Source organism: Marinomonas profundi, from assembly GCF_020694005.1.
GTDB lineage: Bacteria > Pseudomonadota > Gammaproteobacteria > Pseudomonadales > Marinomonadaceae > Marinomonas > Marinomonas profundi.
This window is the reverse complement of sequence record NZ_CP073013.1, coordinates 745,689-760,343: the sequence shown is the minus strand read 5'-3', so window position 1 is coordinate 760,343 and position 14,655 is coordinate 745,689. Positions and strand designations below refer to the sequence as shown.

The 14,655-nt window shown below is 46.6% G+C and carries 18 protein-coding genes; 15 read left to right on the top strand and 3 right to left on the bottom strand.

All coding sequences use genetic code 11. The annotated features are described in order from the left end of the window. The first annotated feature begins 20 nt into the window (after window positions 1-20). Both J8N69_RS03525 and J8N69_RS03520 read left to right on the top strand, forming a co-directional pair. Window positions 21-512 carry a chemotaxis protein CheW gene (locus J8N69_RS03525; protein WP_168822614.1) on the top strand — a complete coding sequence of 164 codons (492 nt, stop codon included), beginning with the start codon at window positions 21-23 and terminating at the stop codon, window positions 510-512. A 20-nt stretch (window positions 513-532) separates the two neighbouring features. Beyond that, a complete protein-coding gene (locus J8N69_RS03520; RefSeq protein WP_168822616.1) occupies window positions 533-937 on the top strand; it encodes a DUF2802 domain-containing protein in 405 nt (134 codons plus the stop codon). Here the strand turns inward: J8N69_RS03520 and J8N69_RS03515 are convergent. Together J8N69_RS03515 and J8N69_RS03510 are read right to left on the bottom strand one after the other, a co-directional pair. Beyond that, complete coding sequence (locus J8N69_RS03515; protein ID WP_168822618.1) at window positions 928-1,176, bottom strand: EscU/YscU/HrcU family type III secretion system export apparatus switch protein; 249 nt, start codon at window positions 1,174-1,176, stop codon at window positions 928-930. The two genes, J8N69_RS03520 and J8N69_RS03515, sit on opposite strands and share 10 nt — an antisense overlap. After that, window positions 1,176-2,762, bottom strand: coding sequence for a flagellar hook-length control protein FliK (locus J8N69_RS03510; protein WP_168822619.1), 1,587 nt, complete (start codon window positions 2,760-2,762; stop codon window positions 1,176-1,178). Before J8N69_RS03510 ends, J8N69_RS03515 begins: the two co-directional genes overlap by 1 nt. 189 nt (window positions 2,763-2,951) lie before the next feature. Between J8N69_RS03510 and ccmA the strand changes: the two genes are divergently transcribed. From ccmA to J8N69_RS03450, 12 genes are all read left to right on the top strand, one after another. After that, on the top strand, window positions 2,952-3,566 hold the full coding sequence (gene ccmA, locus J8N69_RS03505; protein ID WP_168822621.1) for a cytochrome c biogenesis heme-transporting ATPase CcmA: 615 nt from the start codon (window positions 2,952-2,954) through the stop codon (window positions 3,564-3,566). Beyond that, window positions 3,563-4,225: a heme exporter protein CcmB gene (gene ccmB / locus J8N69_RS03500; protein WP_168822623.1), complete on the top strand. Its 663-nt coding sequence runs from the start codon at window positions 3,563-3,565 to the stop codon at window positions 4,223-4,225. Before ccmA ends, ccmB begins: the two co-directional genes overlap by 4 nt. Continuing rightward, window positions 4,225-4,971, top strand: coding sequence for a heme ABC transporter permease (locus tag J8N69_RS03495; protein WP_168822625.1), 747 nt, complete (start codon window positions 4,225-4,227; stop codon window positions 4,969-4,971). The genes ccmB and J8N69_RS03495 overlap by 1 nt, the downstream gene beginning before the upstream one ends. Continuing rightward, complete coding sequence (ccmD, locus tag J8N69_RS03490) at window positions 4,961-5,137, top strand: heme exporter protein CcmD (protein ID WP_168822627.1); 177 nt, start codon at window positions 4,961-4,963, stop codon at window positions 5,135-5,137. Before J8N69_RS03495 ends, ccmD begins: the two co-directional genes overlap by 11 nt. Then, complete coding sequence (gene ccmE, locus J8N69_RS03485; protein WP_168822629.1) at window positions 5,137-5,604, top strand: cytochrome c maturation protein CcmE; 468 nt, start codon at window positions 5,137-5,139, stop codon at window positions 5,602-5,604. Before ccmD ends, ccmE begins: the two co-directional genes overlap by 1 nt. A 34-nt stretch (window positions 5,605-5,638) precedes the next feature. After that, entirely contained in the window at window positions 5,639-7,576 is a 1,938-nt protein-coding gene (locus J8N69_RS03480; protein WP_168822631.1) for a heme lyase CcmF/NrfE family subunit, read from the top strand. A 1-nt stretch (window position 7,577) separates the two neighbouring features. Continuing rightward, window positions 7,578-8,087 carry a DsbE family thiol:disulfide interchange protein gene (locus J8N69_RS03475; protein ID WP_168822633.1) on the top strand — a complete coding sequence of 170 codons (510 nt, stop codon included), beginning with the start codon at window positions 7,578-7,580 and terminating at the stop codon, window positions 8,085-8,087. Further along, window positions 8,084-8,494: a cytochrome c-type biogenesis protein gene (locus J8N69_RS03470; protein WP_168822635.1), complete on the top strand. Its 411-nt coding sequence runs from the start codon at window positions 8,084-8,086 to the stop codon at window positions 8,492-8,494. Before J8N69_RS03475 ends, J8N69_RS03470 begins: the two co-directional genes overlap by 4 nt. Beyond that, window positions 8,494-9,696: a tetratricopeptide repeat protein gene (locus tag J8N69_RS03465; RefSeq protein WP_227803964.1), complete on the top strand. Its 1,203-nt coding sequence runs from the start codon at window positions 8,494-8,496 to the stop codon at window positions 9,694-9,696. The genes J8N69_RS03470 and J8N69_RS03465 overlap by 1 nt, the downstream gene beginning before the upstream one ends. Window positions 9,697-9,761: 65 nt before the next feature. After that, window positions 9,762-10,775 carry a cell division protein ZipA gene (zipA, locus tag J8N69_RS03460; RefSeq protein ID WP_168822637.1) on the top strand — a complete coding sequence of 338 codons (1,014 nt, stop codon included), beginning with the start codon at window positions 9,762-9,764 and terminating at the stop codon, window positions 10,773-10,775. A 104-nt stretch (window positions 10,776-10,879) separates the two neighbouring features. Continuing rightward, window positions 10,880-12,898, top strand: a complete 2,019-nt coding sequence (gene ligA, locus J8N69_RS03455) for an NAD-dependent DNA ligase LigA (protein ID WP_168822639.1) — start codon at window positions 10,880-10,882, stop codon at window positions 12,896-12,898. Next, a complete protein-coding gene (locus J8N69_RS03450) occupies window positions 12,899-13,141 on the top strand; it encodes a YheU family protein (protein WP_168822641.1) in 243 nt (80 codons plus the stop codon). It begins immediately after the preceding gene. Window positions 13,142-13,379: 238 nt separating this feature from the next. Here the strand turns inward: J8N69_RS03450 and cysE are convergent, their stop codons facing one another. Continuing rightward, window positions 13,380-14,195, bottom strand: coding sequence for a serine O-acetyltransferase (cysE, locus tag J8N69_RS03445; protein ID WP_168822960.1), 816 nt, complete (start codon window positions 14,193-14,195; stop codon window positions 13,380-13,382). 116 nt (window positions 14,196-14,311) lie between these two features. Here cysE and J8N69_RS03440 point away from each other — a divergent pair, with 116 nt between their 5' ends. Next, the gene (locus J8N69_RS03440; protein WP_168822643.1) at window positions 14,312-14,641 is read left to right on the top strand and encodes a hypothetical protein; all 330 of its coding nucleotides are present in this window, start codon (window positions 14,312-14,314) and stop codon (window positions 14,639-14,641) included. Window positions 14,642-14,655: the final 14 nt, after the last annotated feature.

Here is a 14,655-nt window from a genome sequence, read left to right as displayed (position 1 = left end):
CTGATCTCTGGAGATAAACAATGGCGACGAGCATAGCGTTAAAAACGGCAAACCAGTCTGAAGACCCGATGCTACAGTGGGTAACATTTCGCTTAGAAAACGAAATTTATGGCGTCAATGTGATGCAGGTAAAAGAAGTTCTGCGTTATTCTGAGGTTGCTCCTGTACCGGGGGCGCCTAATTTTGTCCTAGGTATTATTCACCTGCGCGGTACCGTCGTGACGGTTATTGATACGTGCCAGCGCTTTGGCTTACCTTCTGGCGAGATCACGGATGCAACGCGTATCATGATTTTGGAGGTTGAGGGGTATGTCATTGGTATTTTAGTGGACGCTGTCTCGGAAGTGGTTTATCTACGCCAGTCTGAAATCGAACCATCGCCTAACGTGGGCAATGACGAGTCTTCTAAATTTATTCAGGGCGTATGCCATAAGAATGATATTTTATTGATCCTAGTGGATCTTGATAAATTGTTGTCTGATGATGAATGGTCCGAAGTTGGGTCGATTTAAGCAAAAGGTAGTTGTACTCGATGGAATCTCAATGGGTTTTTAATCTTCTTCTCGTGCTTCAGTTTGTTACTTTAGTGGCGGTTGTTGTGTGGTGTTTTCGCTTATCCAAGCGAGTGAAGAATTTGAAAAATAATCAGGCGGAAGTAGAGCTATACCAAAAGAAGCAAGTTCAAGTGCTGGCTTCGGGTTCTATTGGTATGGGGCGTCGTTTGGTCGTTATTGAGAAAAAATTGAATCTTGCGGTTGAAAAACAATCTGAAATTTTATCGAAAGAGGGGGGCGTGTCATACAATCGAGCAATGGAATTGCTTGAAATGGGAGCCACTATCGATGATTTGGTTTCTAAATGTGGCCTTATTCGAGCCGAGGCTGAGTTGATCAGTTTATTAAAGCAAGAATCCCGTAGAAACTCAGATTACCATTGATGATCTTTGATTTTGTGAGCAAAGGCGATCACCTCAGCCACAGCCAGATATAACGATTCCGGTATTTCCTCTCCTAACTCCAAAGTGCTGAGCATTTCGACAAGCTCAGGACTTTGGTGCAGCAGAACATCATTTTCCTTGGCAACTGCCATGATTTTTTCGGCCAGTAAGCCACTCCCTTTTGCGACGACAGTTGGTGCGTCACTAAAGTCGTATTTTAACGCGACGGCTTTTTGCATTAGGTTCTCACATCTATTAACGATCGAGCTTTGATGACATTGGCTTTTTCTTGCTCTAGTTTGGCTTGAAATGCGTCTAACCTCTCGACGTTAATGTCTTTGTCTTTTAACTGTTGCTTTAGGTCTGGCAGACTTTGTTTTAATTTTTGTACCGTGTCGGGATTTTCTGCCGCAAATAGAATGCCGACTTTATTGGCTTGGATGCTGGCTCTTGCATCAAAGCGTCCGGTTTCTTCAAAATCAAATTTCAGCTTTACTAACCAGCGTCTATCTTGTTTTTTGTGTTCCTCAGTACTGGCGTCTTTATCGATTTCTATTTGCACATAACTGGGTGTTTGAGCGGTTTTTATTGGTAGCTCTATGTGCAAAGGATAGGTTGGCGTATTGATCTGATTTGGGTCTGAAAAGTGGCGTAACTGACTGGTGGTAATACGTTCAATCGCACTGGCAATCTGCTCGGTTGGAACGCTATTAAGTCGCAGTGGTGCTGTATTTTCTTGACTGTCTTTTAAGCGTGTGAGATTGAGTTTTAAATCTGCTGGAATTTGGGTCTGGCTATCCTTTGCAAGCAACGCCTCTGAAAATAGCCCACTGGTCTGAATGGCTTGCTTCATCGCATCTGGCGACGTGGTGAGTGTGCCTAACGTTGGCAGATGCTGCATCAGTTGTTTAAGCGCTTGCTGGGTTGGTGGCGGCAAGTTTGCAGAGGATGTTTCATTTAACGTGTGTAATTGCTTAACCAGCTGAGACATATCGCCAAGGGATAATTGTCTAGGTAGGCTGTGTTTGAGTGCTTCTACCTGAAGGGAAGGCGATGGTGTCATTGTTTTTGGTGGCAGCACTTGCATCCTGTTATTAGCGTCTACCATGACGCGAATAATATCGCCTTTTTTTAGCGCTGTTTGGCTGATAATGGGGAATTCAGATTGCCCATCGCTTACGGTGGCAAGTATCGGCTGGGTGGCGTTCGTTGCGGTTGTGGTTAATGCTTGGTTAGAATTGCCAGCAGTTAATTGAGCACTGCTCAGCAAGGTGTTTGCGGCGGCTTGAGTCGCTGTGACAGTCGGCGTACTGGTTGCTATGGCCGTAGGGCTCAGTGGCGTATTGGATGTCGGCTGTGAAGTATTGCCTGTGTTATTGGGTGCTGGTGCCACAGACGTGACGGTCAAGTTGACGACGCGAGACGCCAGCATAAGATTGTCGGCTTGCCTAACTTGGGGGGGCATTTGATTGGTGGTTGATCTGCTGGTTTGATTCTCTACTGGAATAGTCAGCGATGCTTGCTGTGAATGAGTCTTGTTCATTTGTGCATTTTTGACCCCCTCAAGATTAATAGGCGGGCCAGTATTAATGAGTGTGAAAGGTTGTTGTGCGCTTGTTGCATGTAAAAGTTGCGCAGGTTTGCCTTGAAAATTGAGCGATTCGCTGCCCTGAAATTTAATCACGCTGAGGCTTTCTATGAGTTTTATTTCGCTGCTTAGTTTCGCAATGATACCCTTGTTTCCCAAAATGCTGCTGTTATTGTGACTGGCGCTGCTCTGTTTGCCTGAGGATGCATTAAGCATAGATTGGATATCAGAGATCATGTCGCCTGCCTATTGGTTTGTGCTTTTGGAAATGCTTCTCATATAATGTCTGCATTCTATTCGCTTAACTTAATGAGTCAGTTAGTTGAATAGTAGAGTGAAACCGTACTGTTAAAACAGCATAGTTAAAACAGCGCAGTCAAACAATGTTAACCTTGACCTTCATATCGGCCAAATTGGATAAATCTTTTGCAACCTTCTGCTTCTTTAGCAATATCAGACCTTTGGATTGAACGTGGGGATAGAGACCTGTGTAAAGGGCTTGCTTTTACGCTTCAAGCGGGTGAAGTGGTGCGCATATTGGGTGAGAATGGCGCGGGTAAGAGTTCTTTGTTAAAAGTCATTGCGGGTATTCTCTCTCCCTTAGAAGGAAAAATAGTGTATTCGGGCGAAGACGTGACATTAGATCGCAGTACTTTGCAGCAAGATAGCCTCTACATTGGCCATTCTGTTGGCGTAAAGGGGCTGCTCACGGTAGAGGAAAATATTCGTTGCTATTATCCGTCTATAGCCGCCAGCCGGTTGGCCTCTGTGCTAGCGGCGTTGGGTCTTGACGATCAGTCTGATGCTCTTGTAAAAACCTTATCAGCGGGGCAAATGCGCCGTGTTGCCTTGGCGCGTTTATGGCTGAGTGATAAAACACTCTGGCTGCTGGACGAACCTTTTGCTTCGCTAGATGCCACGGGAGTGGCGTTAGCCGAGGAACAAATTAAACAGCATATTTTGTCTGGTGGTTTGGTGATATTGACCACCCATCAGGATGTGTTGTCGTTTTCTTATCGTGATGTGGTTTTGTTGTCATGACCTATTACTCGTTTTTAACGGCTGAATGTTTGGTGTTGTGGCGTCGCAAGCAAGATGTTTTTAATGCCTTGATGTTTTTTGTGATCGTGATTGCCTTGTTTCCTATCGGGATCAACTCATCGCCTGAGTTTTTGGCGCCCGCAGCCGCTGGTATTATCTGGTGTGCTGCCGTGTTGGCTATCTTGATGGCGGTAGAAGGAATGTTTAAAGAAGATTACCGAGACGGTTCCTTAGAGCAGCTTGTCGTGAGTGGTCTTTCTTTGCCTTTGTTGATTTTGCTAAAAGTGGCCGCGCAATGGTTTGTTGTTGTGCTGCCGCTGCTCATCATAATGCCTTTATTGAGCGAAATGCTGTATTTGCCACGTTCGGGCTTTTGGGTGTTGATGATGACCCTGCTGCTGGGGACACCAAGTTTATTTTTGATTGGAGTGATGGGGGCCGCGTTAACCGTCTCATTAAGGCAGGGTGCAGTCTTGGTGATGTTACTCATTTTGCCATTGTATTTACCGGTGATTATTTTTGCCACGTTAGCCGTTCAAGCCGCCCAGATTGGCTTACCTTATGCGGGACTATTGGCTATGTTGTCGGCACTGTCTTTACTGTTTTTGGTGATATCACCTTTTATCGCGGCGATTGCTGTTAAAGCGAGTGTAAATTGATGAACTGGAGATGGTTACATAAATTAGGCTCGCCCAAATGGTTTTTCTTTTGCTTTAAATCATGGGCTTTGCCTTTGTTTTGTATTGGCTGTTTTGCGCTTATGGTGGGCTTGATATGGGGGCTGGCGTTTGCGCCTGTCGACTACCAGCAAGGCAATAGTTTTCGTATTATTTATATCCATGTGCCGGTGGCGATGTTGGCGCAATCTTGTTACCTCGCGTTGGGCTTGTCGGGGTTTGTGTTTCTCGTTTGGCAAATAAAAATAGCGCCTATTTTTATTAAAGCCATGGCGCCGATTGGCGCTGTGATGGCGCTTATCGCCTTAGTTTCTGGTGCTATTTGGGGGAAACCTACTTGGGGGACTTGGTGGGTTTGGGATGCAAGGCTCACCTCGGTGTTGGTGCTTTTTTTCCTCTATATGGGCGTTATTACTCTGCAACGTGCGTTAGAAGATATCGCCTTGGCCAATAAAGCGGCAGCGCTGATTAGTGTGGTTGGGCTGATCAATTTGCCCATCATTAAATATTCTGTGGTGCTGTGGAATACATTGCATCAAGGGGCGACCTTTACTTTAACGAAAAAACCTGAGATGCCATCTGAGATGTGGTTGCCTTTGCTTATTTCAGTGATTGGTTTGTATTGTTTTGTCGCTGGTTTGGTTCTTTGGCGAATGCAGTCTGAAATACTGCAACGGGAACACAGAGCGAGCTGGGTGCAACAAGAGGTAATGGAAAATGGCCTTTAATAATTTGACCGAGTTTTTGGCGATGGGAACACACGGTGCTTATGTGTGGTCGGCCTATGGCTTTAGTGTGTTGGCATTAATCTGGCTGGTTTGGAACACCTTATCGACACGCCAAAAAACACGCAATATTTTACGCAAACGCTTGTTGAGGAACCAGAACCGCTAATGCACCCAGTCAGAAAAAAACGTTTGCTGATAATAACGGCGATTTTGCTGATCTTAAGCGCCGCTATCGGATTGGTGATGTACGCCCTGCAGCAAAACATTAATTTGTTTTTTTCGCCATCCCAAATTGTGATGGGAGAAGCCCCGCGTAATACGAATATTCGTGCGGGCGGTATGGTGGTGGAAGGCAGCATAAAGCGCGACCCTGTCAGTTTGGCGGTGTCTTTTGAAGTGACTGATTTTCAACATCGAGTGACGATTGAGTATCGTGGCATTCTGCCGGATTTATTCAGAGAAGGTCAGGGCGTGGTGGCGCAAGGTCGATTAAATGATAATGGTATTTTTGCAGCCACCCAAGTGCTCGCCAAACACGATGAAAAATACATGCCACCGGAAGTGTCTGAGGCGTTAAAAAACGCACAGAATTCGGCGCCAACTAACTTGAAAAACGCCGTGCCGCCCTTTTAACCGAATTATCTATTTAAATGAGTTTAGGCTGTTTATGTTACCTGAAATAGGTCAATTTTCGCTGATATTGTCGTTGTTTTTTGCTTTGTTTTTGTCCTCATTGCCATTGATTGGTTATTGGCAAGGCAATCGGCTCTTGTTGGAAACGGCTCGACCGCTGACCTTTATTATGTCTGTCTTGGTCCTAGTAAGTTTTGTGCTGTTAAGCGTGGCATTTTTGATGGATGACTTTTCCGTGTTGTACGTGAGTCAGAACTCAAGCAGCCAGTTGCCCGTTTGGTATAAATTCAGTGCGCTATGGAGTGGGCATGAAGGTTCGCTGTTATTGTGGGTGCTGATTCTCGCGGGGTGGTGCTCTGCGGTGGCGTTGAAAAGTAGCACCTTACCGGAGGATATTGGGCCTGTTGTGTTGTCTGTGTTGGGCATGGTCTGTTTGGGTTTTTTATCCTTCCTGCTGTTTACTTCGTCTCCTTTTGCTCGCTTATTACCCGATGTGCCTCTGAATGGTGGTGATCTAAATCCGCTGTTGCAGGACTTTGGTCTGATTGTTCACCCTCCTGTTTTGTACATGGGCTACGTTGGCTTCTCTGTGACCTTTGCCTTTGCGGTGACGGCTTTGATTACTGGCAATTTGAATGCTTCCTGGGCGCGTTGGGCAAGACCTTGGACAGCGACTGCGTGGGCATTTTTAACCTTAGGTATCACGCTAGGAAGCTGGTGGGCTTATTATGAATTAGGCTGGGGCGGTTGGTGGTTTTGGGACCCGGTGGAAAACGCCTCTTTTATGCCTTGGTTAGCGGGAACCGCTTTGTTGCACTCTTTAGCTGTGACGGAGAAACGCGGAGTGTTCAAAAGCTGGACCGTCTTGCTGGCTATTTTCACCTTTAGTTTGTCCTTGCTTGGTGCATTTCTGGTGCGTTCTGGTGTGCTGACGTCAGTGCATTCTTTCGCAGCGGATCCTACGCGTGGTCTGTTTATTTTGGTGTTGCTCTTGGTGTTCGTTGGCGGCAGCTTGTTACTGTACGCCATTCGAGCGGCTGAGGTTCGATCTAGTGTGTCGTTTGGTGCCACTGGGCGAGAGGCTTGGTTGCTACTCAACAACATTTTATTAACGGTTCTGACCTTAACGGTTTTATTGGGCACCTTGTATCCTTTGATATTCGATGTGTTGGGGTTGGGGAAAATTTCCGTTGGTGCGCCTTATTTCAATAGTGTCTTTACGCCAATCGCCTTGCTGCTGATGGTTTTTATGGCGGTTGGTCCCTTGTCTAAATGGCATCACACGACATTCAACGTGTTGTTTAAACCGTGCCTAATGGCGGCTATTGTGTCGATGTTAGCCGCCGCTTTGCTGGTTTATTATTATCAATTTGGATTTCTGGCTTGGTTGAGTTTGACGGTGGCCTTTTGGGTGGTGGTGCTGTCTTTTTTAGATTGGTTTGAAAAAGTCTCTGCTGGTACAAAGGGAATTATCCCCCGCGCTAGACAATTGCCGAGGAATTATTACGCCATGTTATTGGCGCACTTGGGGATGGTCGTTACCTTGGTGGGAATCGTTATGGTGAGTGTTAACAGCAAGGAATCTATGTTGCGCTTATCGCCCGGGGATCGAGTGACGCTGGCGGGTTATGAATTTCAATTTGATCAAATGGTGCAAGTAAAAGGACCGAATTATGTGGCGAGCAAAGGGCAGTTTACCGCTTACAAGGCGAATAAAGCGGTTGCTGTGCTTCATCCTGAAAAGCGCTTCTTTACCACCCGCCAGCAAGTGATGACCGAAGCCGCCTTGGATGCTGGTTTTACGCGTGACTTGTATGTTTCCTTGGGGGAACAATTGGACGATTCCGCGTGGGGCGTGCGGATTTATGTGAAGTCTTTTGTACGCTGGATCTGGCTGGGTGGGTTGATGATGATGGCGGGTGGATTGTTGGCGGCAGTGGATAAGCGTTATCGCAAAAGGGCAGGAATCTAAGATGCGTAAAATAGTGTTGTTTATACCGCTAGTGGTTTTCTTGTTACTTGGCAGCCTATTGTATTTTCAGCTAGGCAAAGATACGCAATACATGCCTTCGGCCTTGGTCGGCAAAAAACTACCTGACTTTGCCTTGGTGTCTCTGCAGAATGACCAAGTTTACACACAAAGCGATTTGCCAAAGACCGCTTACCTAGTCAACTTTTGGGGCACCTGGTGCCCTGCTTGTCATCTTGAACATCCTTTTTTAATGCAACTGGCGAAGTCTGGCGTGCCTATAGTCGGCATTAATTATAAAGATCAACAAGCGCTTGCGGTGCAATGGTTGGCGCAAAAAGGCGATCCTTATCAGTGGGTACTGATGGATGAGAGGGGACATTTTGGTGTCGATATGGGGGTCACTGGCGCCCCCGAAACCTTTGTGGTCGACAGTGCTGGTGTGGTGGTTTATCGACTCCAAGGCGTCATTAGTGCCGAGAATTGGCCATCAATAAAAGGCTATATGAAATGAGGTTTTTTAGAGGGGTATTATTGTCTTTTGTCATGTGTTTTTCCTGGTCTGCTTTGGCTCAAGAGCAAATGACGTTTAGTTCAGCATTGCACAAAACCCGTTATCAAAGTTTGGTTGCCGAGTTGCGCTGCCCAAAATGTCAGAACCAAAATCTGGCCGATTCAAGTTCTGCTATTGCCATCGATTTGCGAGAGCAGGTGCATCAGATGATTGAGCAAGGCAAGACAGATCAAGAAATTATTGATTACATGGTCGCCCGTTACGGTTCTTTTGTCTTGTATCGTCCGCTGCATTCTTCCGCGACTTTCTTACTGTGGTATGGGCCCTTTATTCTGCTCGGGTTGGGCTTTCTAGCTTTTGTTGGCGTGGTAATGACAAACCGTAAACGGCGCGGAGGTGGGTTGTGATGATTGCGTATCTAGCCATGATTTCCATGATAGTCCTGAGTATGGTGTATTTATATGGCGTGCTTGCGCAATATGCTGGTAACAGTCTTAGCGATAGTGTTGGTGGCAATGAAGAGCAAGAGCGTCAAGCATTTGCTACGCTGCGCCGGGTAGAAATCGCGGAAGAACGGGACGCTGGGCGCTTGACGCCCAGTGAGTCGAACCAGCTTTTAGCGGATGTCGAACATGAAGTCGGTGCTGTTGGTAAGCGACGAAAACATTTTTTTCGCACGGATGTTTCTTTTGCCCGTTGGTTGATGCTGGGGGCTATGGCGATCATGGTGTTGGGCAGTGTGAGCCTGTACCAAAAACTTGGTTATGCCGCTGAAGTGGTTTTTACACAAGATTTGCAAACACAACAACTGACGCCGCAGAAAATCACGGAATTTTTGCAATATCGTAGTGAACGCTATGGCAGAACAGAAGATTGGTATTATCTAGCAAGCGATTATGTGAGCGCTGGGAAGTACCAAGAAGCCGTCACCGCGTTTGAAAAAGCCTTAGAAAAACGTCCGCAGCATGCAGAGGACCGAGTGGCCTTATTGGCAGAATATGCGTTGGCAATTTTTTATGCCAATGACAATCAAAGTTCGCCAAAAATGCAAACCGTGGTGAAGACTATTTTGCAACAAGATCCTACTCAAGCCACGGCGCTGGATTTAAAGGGCGTGGCGGAATTTGCACAGCACAACTATTTAGGGGCCGTATTGGCGTGGCAGGAGGCGATTCGTTATAGCGTCCGCTCGGCAGAGCGTTTGGCGCTGTTGTCTGCTATTGCGAAGGCTCGACAACTTGGTCGCATTGATTATCAGCAAGTGGCGCCTATTATTACGCATCAACTGGCGGTGAAAATTGAATGGGATGCGAACGCTCGGCCTTGGCGGTCAGACGATGTTTTACTGGTTTATGCGTTGGCAGAAGGGGAGAAAATGCCGATCGCCATACAGCGTGTGTTTCCTGAGGACTTAGAACCGCTTATTTTACTCACCAATCTTGATGCCCTGATGCCAACCGCGACACTGGCGGAAACAAAAAAAGTAGATGTGGTGGTGAAATTATCGAGTATTAATGACAATGATCTGACAAAAGGTCGAATTATCGGTATAAAACATGGTCTACTGACAAATAGTAAAGAGATTTTCGCCATCAAGGTCGCCTTGTAATTGAAACCTAAAGCGCTTCGTTTGATAATACAGTCCACTTTAATTGATGTGATTCGGAATAGGTAATGGAATTTAGCTTGCGTGAATGGCTAATCTTGATTGGGGTCGTCATTATTGTCGCTATCCTCATAGATGGATTTCGTCGCTATAAAAAAGGCCAAGAATACACGGCTCAGGATAATGATCTTGCGGACACAGACGACCTTGAAGGCGACGCCTTGGTGCGACCAGAGGGCCGAAAGCCGCCTAAAGAAGAAGGCTTTTCTGCTCAAAACCCTATTATTAGTGCCTTTGAAAATGCGAGGAAGACATCTAAAGCACCGCTAACGGATGTTCCTCACAAAGTAGATTCTGGCCCTGAAATGGATCGAGACGCCGATTTGCATCTGGATGAGCTGGCTTCTTTGGTACCCGAACGAGACTTTGGTGATTCGGCGGTGTCAGAGCAAAATTATTCAGACGACGGTTTTTATGAACAAGATGAGCTTGATCTTGATGCGCCAGTGACTGAAAACCATCATGAAGATGGGCCGCGTTATGAAGATTATGAGCGCAGTTATTCAGAAATTGATATGGATCAGGTGGCTTCAAACACGGCCGCCGAAGACCTAGAGACAGTGGAAGAAGATAAGCATATTGCTGAAATAGAAGAAGTCATCGTCATTAATATTTTTGCTCCAGAAGGCCAGAGTTTTTCTGGGATGGAGTTGCTTCAGCTTATTTTGAATTGCGGTATGCGCTATGGCGAAATGGATATTTTCCATCGCCATGAAGATGGTTTTGATCGTGGTCGAGTGCAATTTAGTATGGCCAACGCCATTGAACCTGGCACCTTTGATTTGGACACCATGGGGGAAAACGATTGCCCCGGCGTCAGTTTTTTCATGGGGCTACCGGGACCCAAAAACAGCATGAAAGCCTTTGATTTTATGCTTGAAACAGCGCAAACCTTAGTGCGCAACCTAGGCGGAGAGTTACGAGATGAGCGCCGAAGCCCAATGAGTGAGCAAACGATCGCCCATTGTCGTCAGCGAATACGGGATTTTGAGCGTCGCCGCTTAATGCGCAGTAAACAATAGTATGCATCAAGGCCCTAAGGGGCCTTGATTGTTTTCCTGTTTGTTATCCAATGCAGGTCTGAAGAATTTTTCGAGTTTATTTATCTATGAGCCAAGAGACAAACATGACGCATCAGCAGATGCTGGACTTAATTCAGCAACTTAATGATTACAGCTATGCCTATCATGTGAAAGATGCGCCAATCGTGCCTGACGCCGTGTACGACCGTGATTATCAGTTGCTGCAAGCGATAGAAGCTGAGCACCCGGATTGGGTTCAAGCCGATTCCCCGACCCAGCGAGTGGGCGAAAAGCCAGACAGTGGTTTTGCTAACGTTGCCCATACTGTGCCTATGTTGTCGTTGGACAATGCGTTTGATAACGCGTCCTTGTCTGACTTTGATCAGCGCATTCGAAAATTACTCAATACCGATCAAGTGACTTATTGCTGTGAACCTAAGCTAGATGGCTTGGCGATTAGTTTGCGTTATGAGAATGGTCGTTTGGTGCGCGGTGTTACTCGCGGCGATGGCTTGTCTGGCGAAGACATTACCTCGAATATCAAAACGATTTACTCTGTGCCCCTGAAGTTACGTACTAAAACGCCGCCTGCGGTGTTAGAAGTGCGTGGTGAAATCTATCTGCCAAAAGACGGCTTTGAGAAGCTTAATGCCTTGGCGATTGAGCAAGGCGAAAAAACCTTTGTGAACCCGCGTAATGCGGCAGCAGGCAGTCTGCGCCAGCTTGACCCTAAGATCACCGCTAAGCGTCCCTTAGTGATGTGCGCTTATTCGATCGGCTATGTGGAAGGTTGGGAGCAGCCGAAAAGCCACTACGAGGGCTTGTTGCAGTTAAGCGAGTGGGGCTTTCGTACCAATGATTTGATGGCAACAGCAGAAGGCGCGCAAGGCTGTATTGAGTACTACGAAAGGCTTAATGAAAAGCGTGCCAGCTTATCCTACGACATCGACGGTATCGTTTATAAAGTGGATCAAATCGCCCAGCAGAATCAATTGGGTTTCATTGCGCGTGCGCCACGCTGGGCCATCGCCAGAAAGTTTCCCGCACAGGAAGAAATGACCCGAGTATTGGGGGTGGATTTCCAAGTCGGTCGTACCGGTGCGATTACGCCTGTGGCGCGATTAGAGCCGGTATTTGTGGGTGGCGTGACGGTTTCCAATGCGACCTTGCACAATAAAGATGAGATTGCCCGTTTGGGTGTCAAAGTGAACGATTATGTGATTGTTCATCGTGCTGGCGATGTGATCCCCAAAGTCGTGCAGGTTGTGATGGATAAACGCCCTGACAATGCCGTGGAAGTGGTGTTTCCAGCCGCGTGTCCGGTTTGTGGTTCGGATTTAGAGCAGGTCGAAGGCGAAGCGATTATTCGTTGTACTGGCGGTTTGGTCTGTGGCGCGCAACTAAAAGAATCGTTAAAGCATTTTGTATCTCGCAAAGCCATGGATATCGATGGGCTTGGCGATAAGCTGATTGAGCAGCTGGTGGATCAAGGGCTGGTTAAAACGCCGGTGGGTATTTTCACTCTCAGTGAGAAAAAAGCGACCTTATTATCGATGGAGCGCATGGGGCAAAAGTCGGTTGAGAAGCTGCTGGCTTCCATCGAAACGGCAAAAAATACGCAATACAACCGCTTCATTTATGCGTTGGGCATCCGCGAAGTAGGGGAAGCAACGGCTCGTGCGTTAACGAATTACTTCACCGAATTGGATGAATTAATGGCAGCAGACCAAGAGAGTTTGGTCGGCGTTGACGATGTTGGCCCCATCGTGGCGCAACATGTACGGCTGTTTTTTGAGCAAGCATTAAACAGAGAAACCATTCAAGGTTTGCTTGACGCTGGCGTGGTCTGGGAGAAAAAACAGCAAGCGTCTGCTGATGAGCTGCCGCTTATAGGTAAAACCTATGTTGTGACGGGGTCGTTGAGTCAACTTAGCCGTGATCAAGTAAAAGACAAATTGCAAGCGCTCGGTGCTAAAGTGAGTGGTTCCGTTTCTGCCAAAACAGATTGCTTAGTCGCCGGTGAAAAAGCCGGTTCGAAATTGACTAAGGCCCAATCTCTTAATGTACCAATCATTGATGAAGCGGGTGTCATTGCCCTGCTGAGTCAATATGGAGCGATCTAATTGGATACGCTAATACCTTACGATTCGTTGGCCCCAGATACCTTAGACACTATTTTGGATGATATCGTCTCTCGTGACGGCACAGATTATGGCGATTATGATCTGTCTGTGGCGCAAAAACGTGATCAGGCGCTAAGAGCATTACGAAGTGGGGACGCTGTATTGTTGTTTGATACAGAGAGTGAAACCATCAAGATGATTCCGAAAGAGGCGTTAAGTCATTACGACTATGGTCAGGCATGAGATGTTATTTAATCTACAATTGGTTGATTTATATTGGTTTTTGTAGGTCGCGGCTTTAGCCCGACAAGACGTAATTTGTCGTGGTGTGTTTTTTGTCGGCCTAAAGGCACGACAAGATCACGGAATTCGTTTAGCGACAACCTCTTTCGAGGGAATGAGATATGAACAAAGTCTAGCATTTTTCGAATAACGTACCGATACCTCGCCCCTTGGGGCGGGGTTATTTATTGGTGGCGTATTATTCCACGCAATCGCGAACGCAGTGGTTGATGTTGTGATCCATGACTCTGGATGGCTCTTCTTCGGTATTGTGGCCGACAACTTTGGCGGGCACACCCGCCACGGTTGTATGGTGTTCAACCGCTTCTAATACCACGCTGCCCGCGCCAATTTTTGCCCCTTCACCGACTTCAATATTGCCAAGGATTTTGGCGCCAGCGCCAATCAATACGCCTGAGCGTATTTTAGGGTGACGATCGCCATGTTCTTTGCCTGTGCCGCCTAGGGTAACCGATTGTAAAATAGAGACGTTGTCTTCAATCACACAGGTTTCGCCGACCACAAGGCCAGTGGCGTGGTCGAGCATGACACCGCAGCCGATGGTTGCCGCTGGGTGAATGTCGACGCTAAACACCATCGACATTTGGCCTTGCAGGTACAAGGCTAAGCTCTTGCGGTTGTTCTTCCATAGCCAGTTGGCCACACGGTAGGTTTGCAGCGCGTGGAAGCCTTTAAAAAACAGCAGTGGCGTGGTGAAAGTATCGCACGCTGCATCACGTTCTTTTATGGCTAAAATGTCTTGCTCGATGCATCTAACAATGCCAGAGTGAGTATCTGCCATGGCTTCTTCGAATACTTCTCGTAATACCATAGCGGGAATGGATATGCTGTCTAACTTGCTGGCAAGCAGAAAACTTAATGCTGAACATAATGTGTCATGACGCAAAATAGTGGTGTTAAAGTAGCTGGCCAAAATAGGCTCATCTTGGGCAAGCTTGTCTGCTTCTGCTTGCAAAGATTGCCAGAGATTGTCAGAAGTCACGTCATGATTCATTGTCGTACTCAAGGGGTATTCACCTATATTGATTCACGTTTAGAATGTAGGTTATAAGGTTAGGGTTAAACAATACAAGGGGCAATATGAAGATTGCTGAAAAAGATGGAGATAATATGTCTAAAAAAAATGTTGCTGATGCCTTGCATATCTTTTACGAACTAAATTCGGCGTTTTCTGATGCGTATTGGGAAACCAATGATATTAATCAGAAAGATCGATTTTTTGCGATGAAAAGCATTCTACAAGATGAGCTGGATGAATTGCACAAATTAAGCTTGCAGGATCATATCTATCCTTATGAGCCTATTAATCCAAGCTTGCTGCAGTTAAGCGATCAATTGCGCGCCTTGCTGCCAAACCTTAATAAATATATTTATCGCCCACAAACCTCGAATCGATTTGTTGAATTGATTCCAAGTGCTTGCGAGTTATTTGAGTCGTAAGAGTGTCATGGTAG

Bases quoted from the DNA above. Each gene is read 5' to 3' on its own strand.
- J8N69_RS03495 (WP_168822625.1), top strand. From the start codon at position 4,225: ATGAACTGGAGATGGTTACATAAATTAGGCTCGCCCAAATGGTTTTTC.
- J8N69_RS03480 (WP_168822631.1), top strand. From the start codon at position 5,639: ATGTTACCTGAAATAGGTCAATTTTCGCTGATATTGTCGTTGTTTTTT.
- J8N69_RS03515 (WP_168822618.1), bottom strand. From the start codon at position 1,176: ATGCAAAAAGCCGTCGCGTTAAAATACGACTTTAGTGACGCACCAACT.
- ccmD (WP_168822627.1), top strand. From the start codon at position 4,961: ATGGCCTTTAATAATTTGACCGAGTTTTTGGCGATGGGAACACACGGT.
- cysE (WP_168822960.1), bottom strand. From the start codon at position 14,195: ATGAATCATGACGTGACTTCTGACAATCTCTGGCAATCTTTGCAAGCA.
- J8N69_RS03470 (WP_168822635.1), top strand. From the start codon at position 8,084: ATGAGGTTTTTTAGAGGGGTATTATTGTCTTTTGTCATGTGTTTTTCC.
- ligA (WP_168822639.1), top strand. From the start codon at position 10,880: ATGACGCATCAGCAGATGCTGGACTTAATTCAGCAACTTAATGATTAC.
- J8N69_RS03520 (WP_168822616.1), top strand. From the start codon at position 533: ATGGAATCTCAATGGGTTTTTAATCTTCTTCTCGTGCTTCAGTTTGTT.
- J8N69_RS03525 (WP_168822614.1), top strand. From the start codon at position 21: ATGGCGACGAGCATAGCGTTAAAAACGGCAAACCAGTCTGAAGACCCG.
- J8N69_RS03475 (WP_168822633.1), top strand. From the start codon at position 7,578: ATGCGTAAAATAGTGTTGTTTATACCGCTAGTGGTTTTCTTGTTACTT.
- ccmB (WP_168822623.1), top strand. From the start codon at position 3,563: ATGACCTATTACTCGTTTTTAACGGCTGAATGTTTGGTGTTGTGGCGT.
- J8N69_RS03510 (WP_168822619.1), bottom strand. From the start codon at position 2,762: ATGATCTCTGATATCCAATCTATGCTTAATGCATCCTCAGGCAAACAG.
- ccmE (WP_168822629.1), top strand. From the start codon at position 5,137: ATGCACCCAGTCAGAAAAAAACGTTTGCTGATAATAACGGCGATTTTG.
- zipA (WP_168822637.1), top strand. From the start codon at position 9,762: ATGGAATTTAGCTTGCGTGAATGGCTAATCTTGATTGGGGTCGTCATT.
- J8N69_RS03440 (WP_168822643.1), top strand. From the start codon at position 14,312: ATGTCTAAAAAAAATGTTGCTGATGCCTTGCATATCTTTTACGAACTA.
- J8N69_RS03465 (WP_227803964.1), top strand. From the start codon at position 8,494: ATGATTGCGTATCTAGCCATGATTTCCATGATAGTCCTGAGTATGGTG.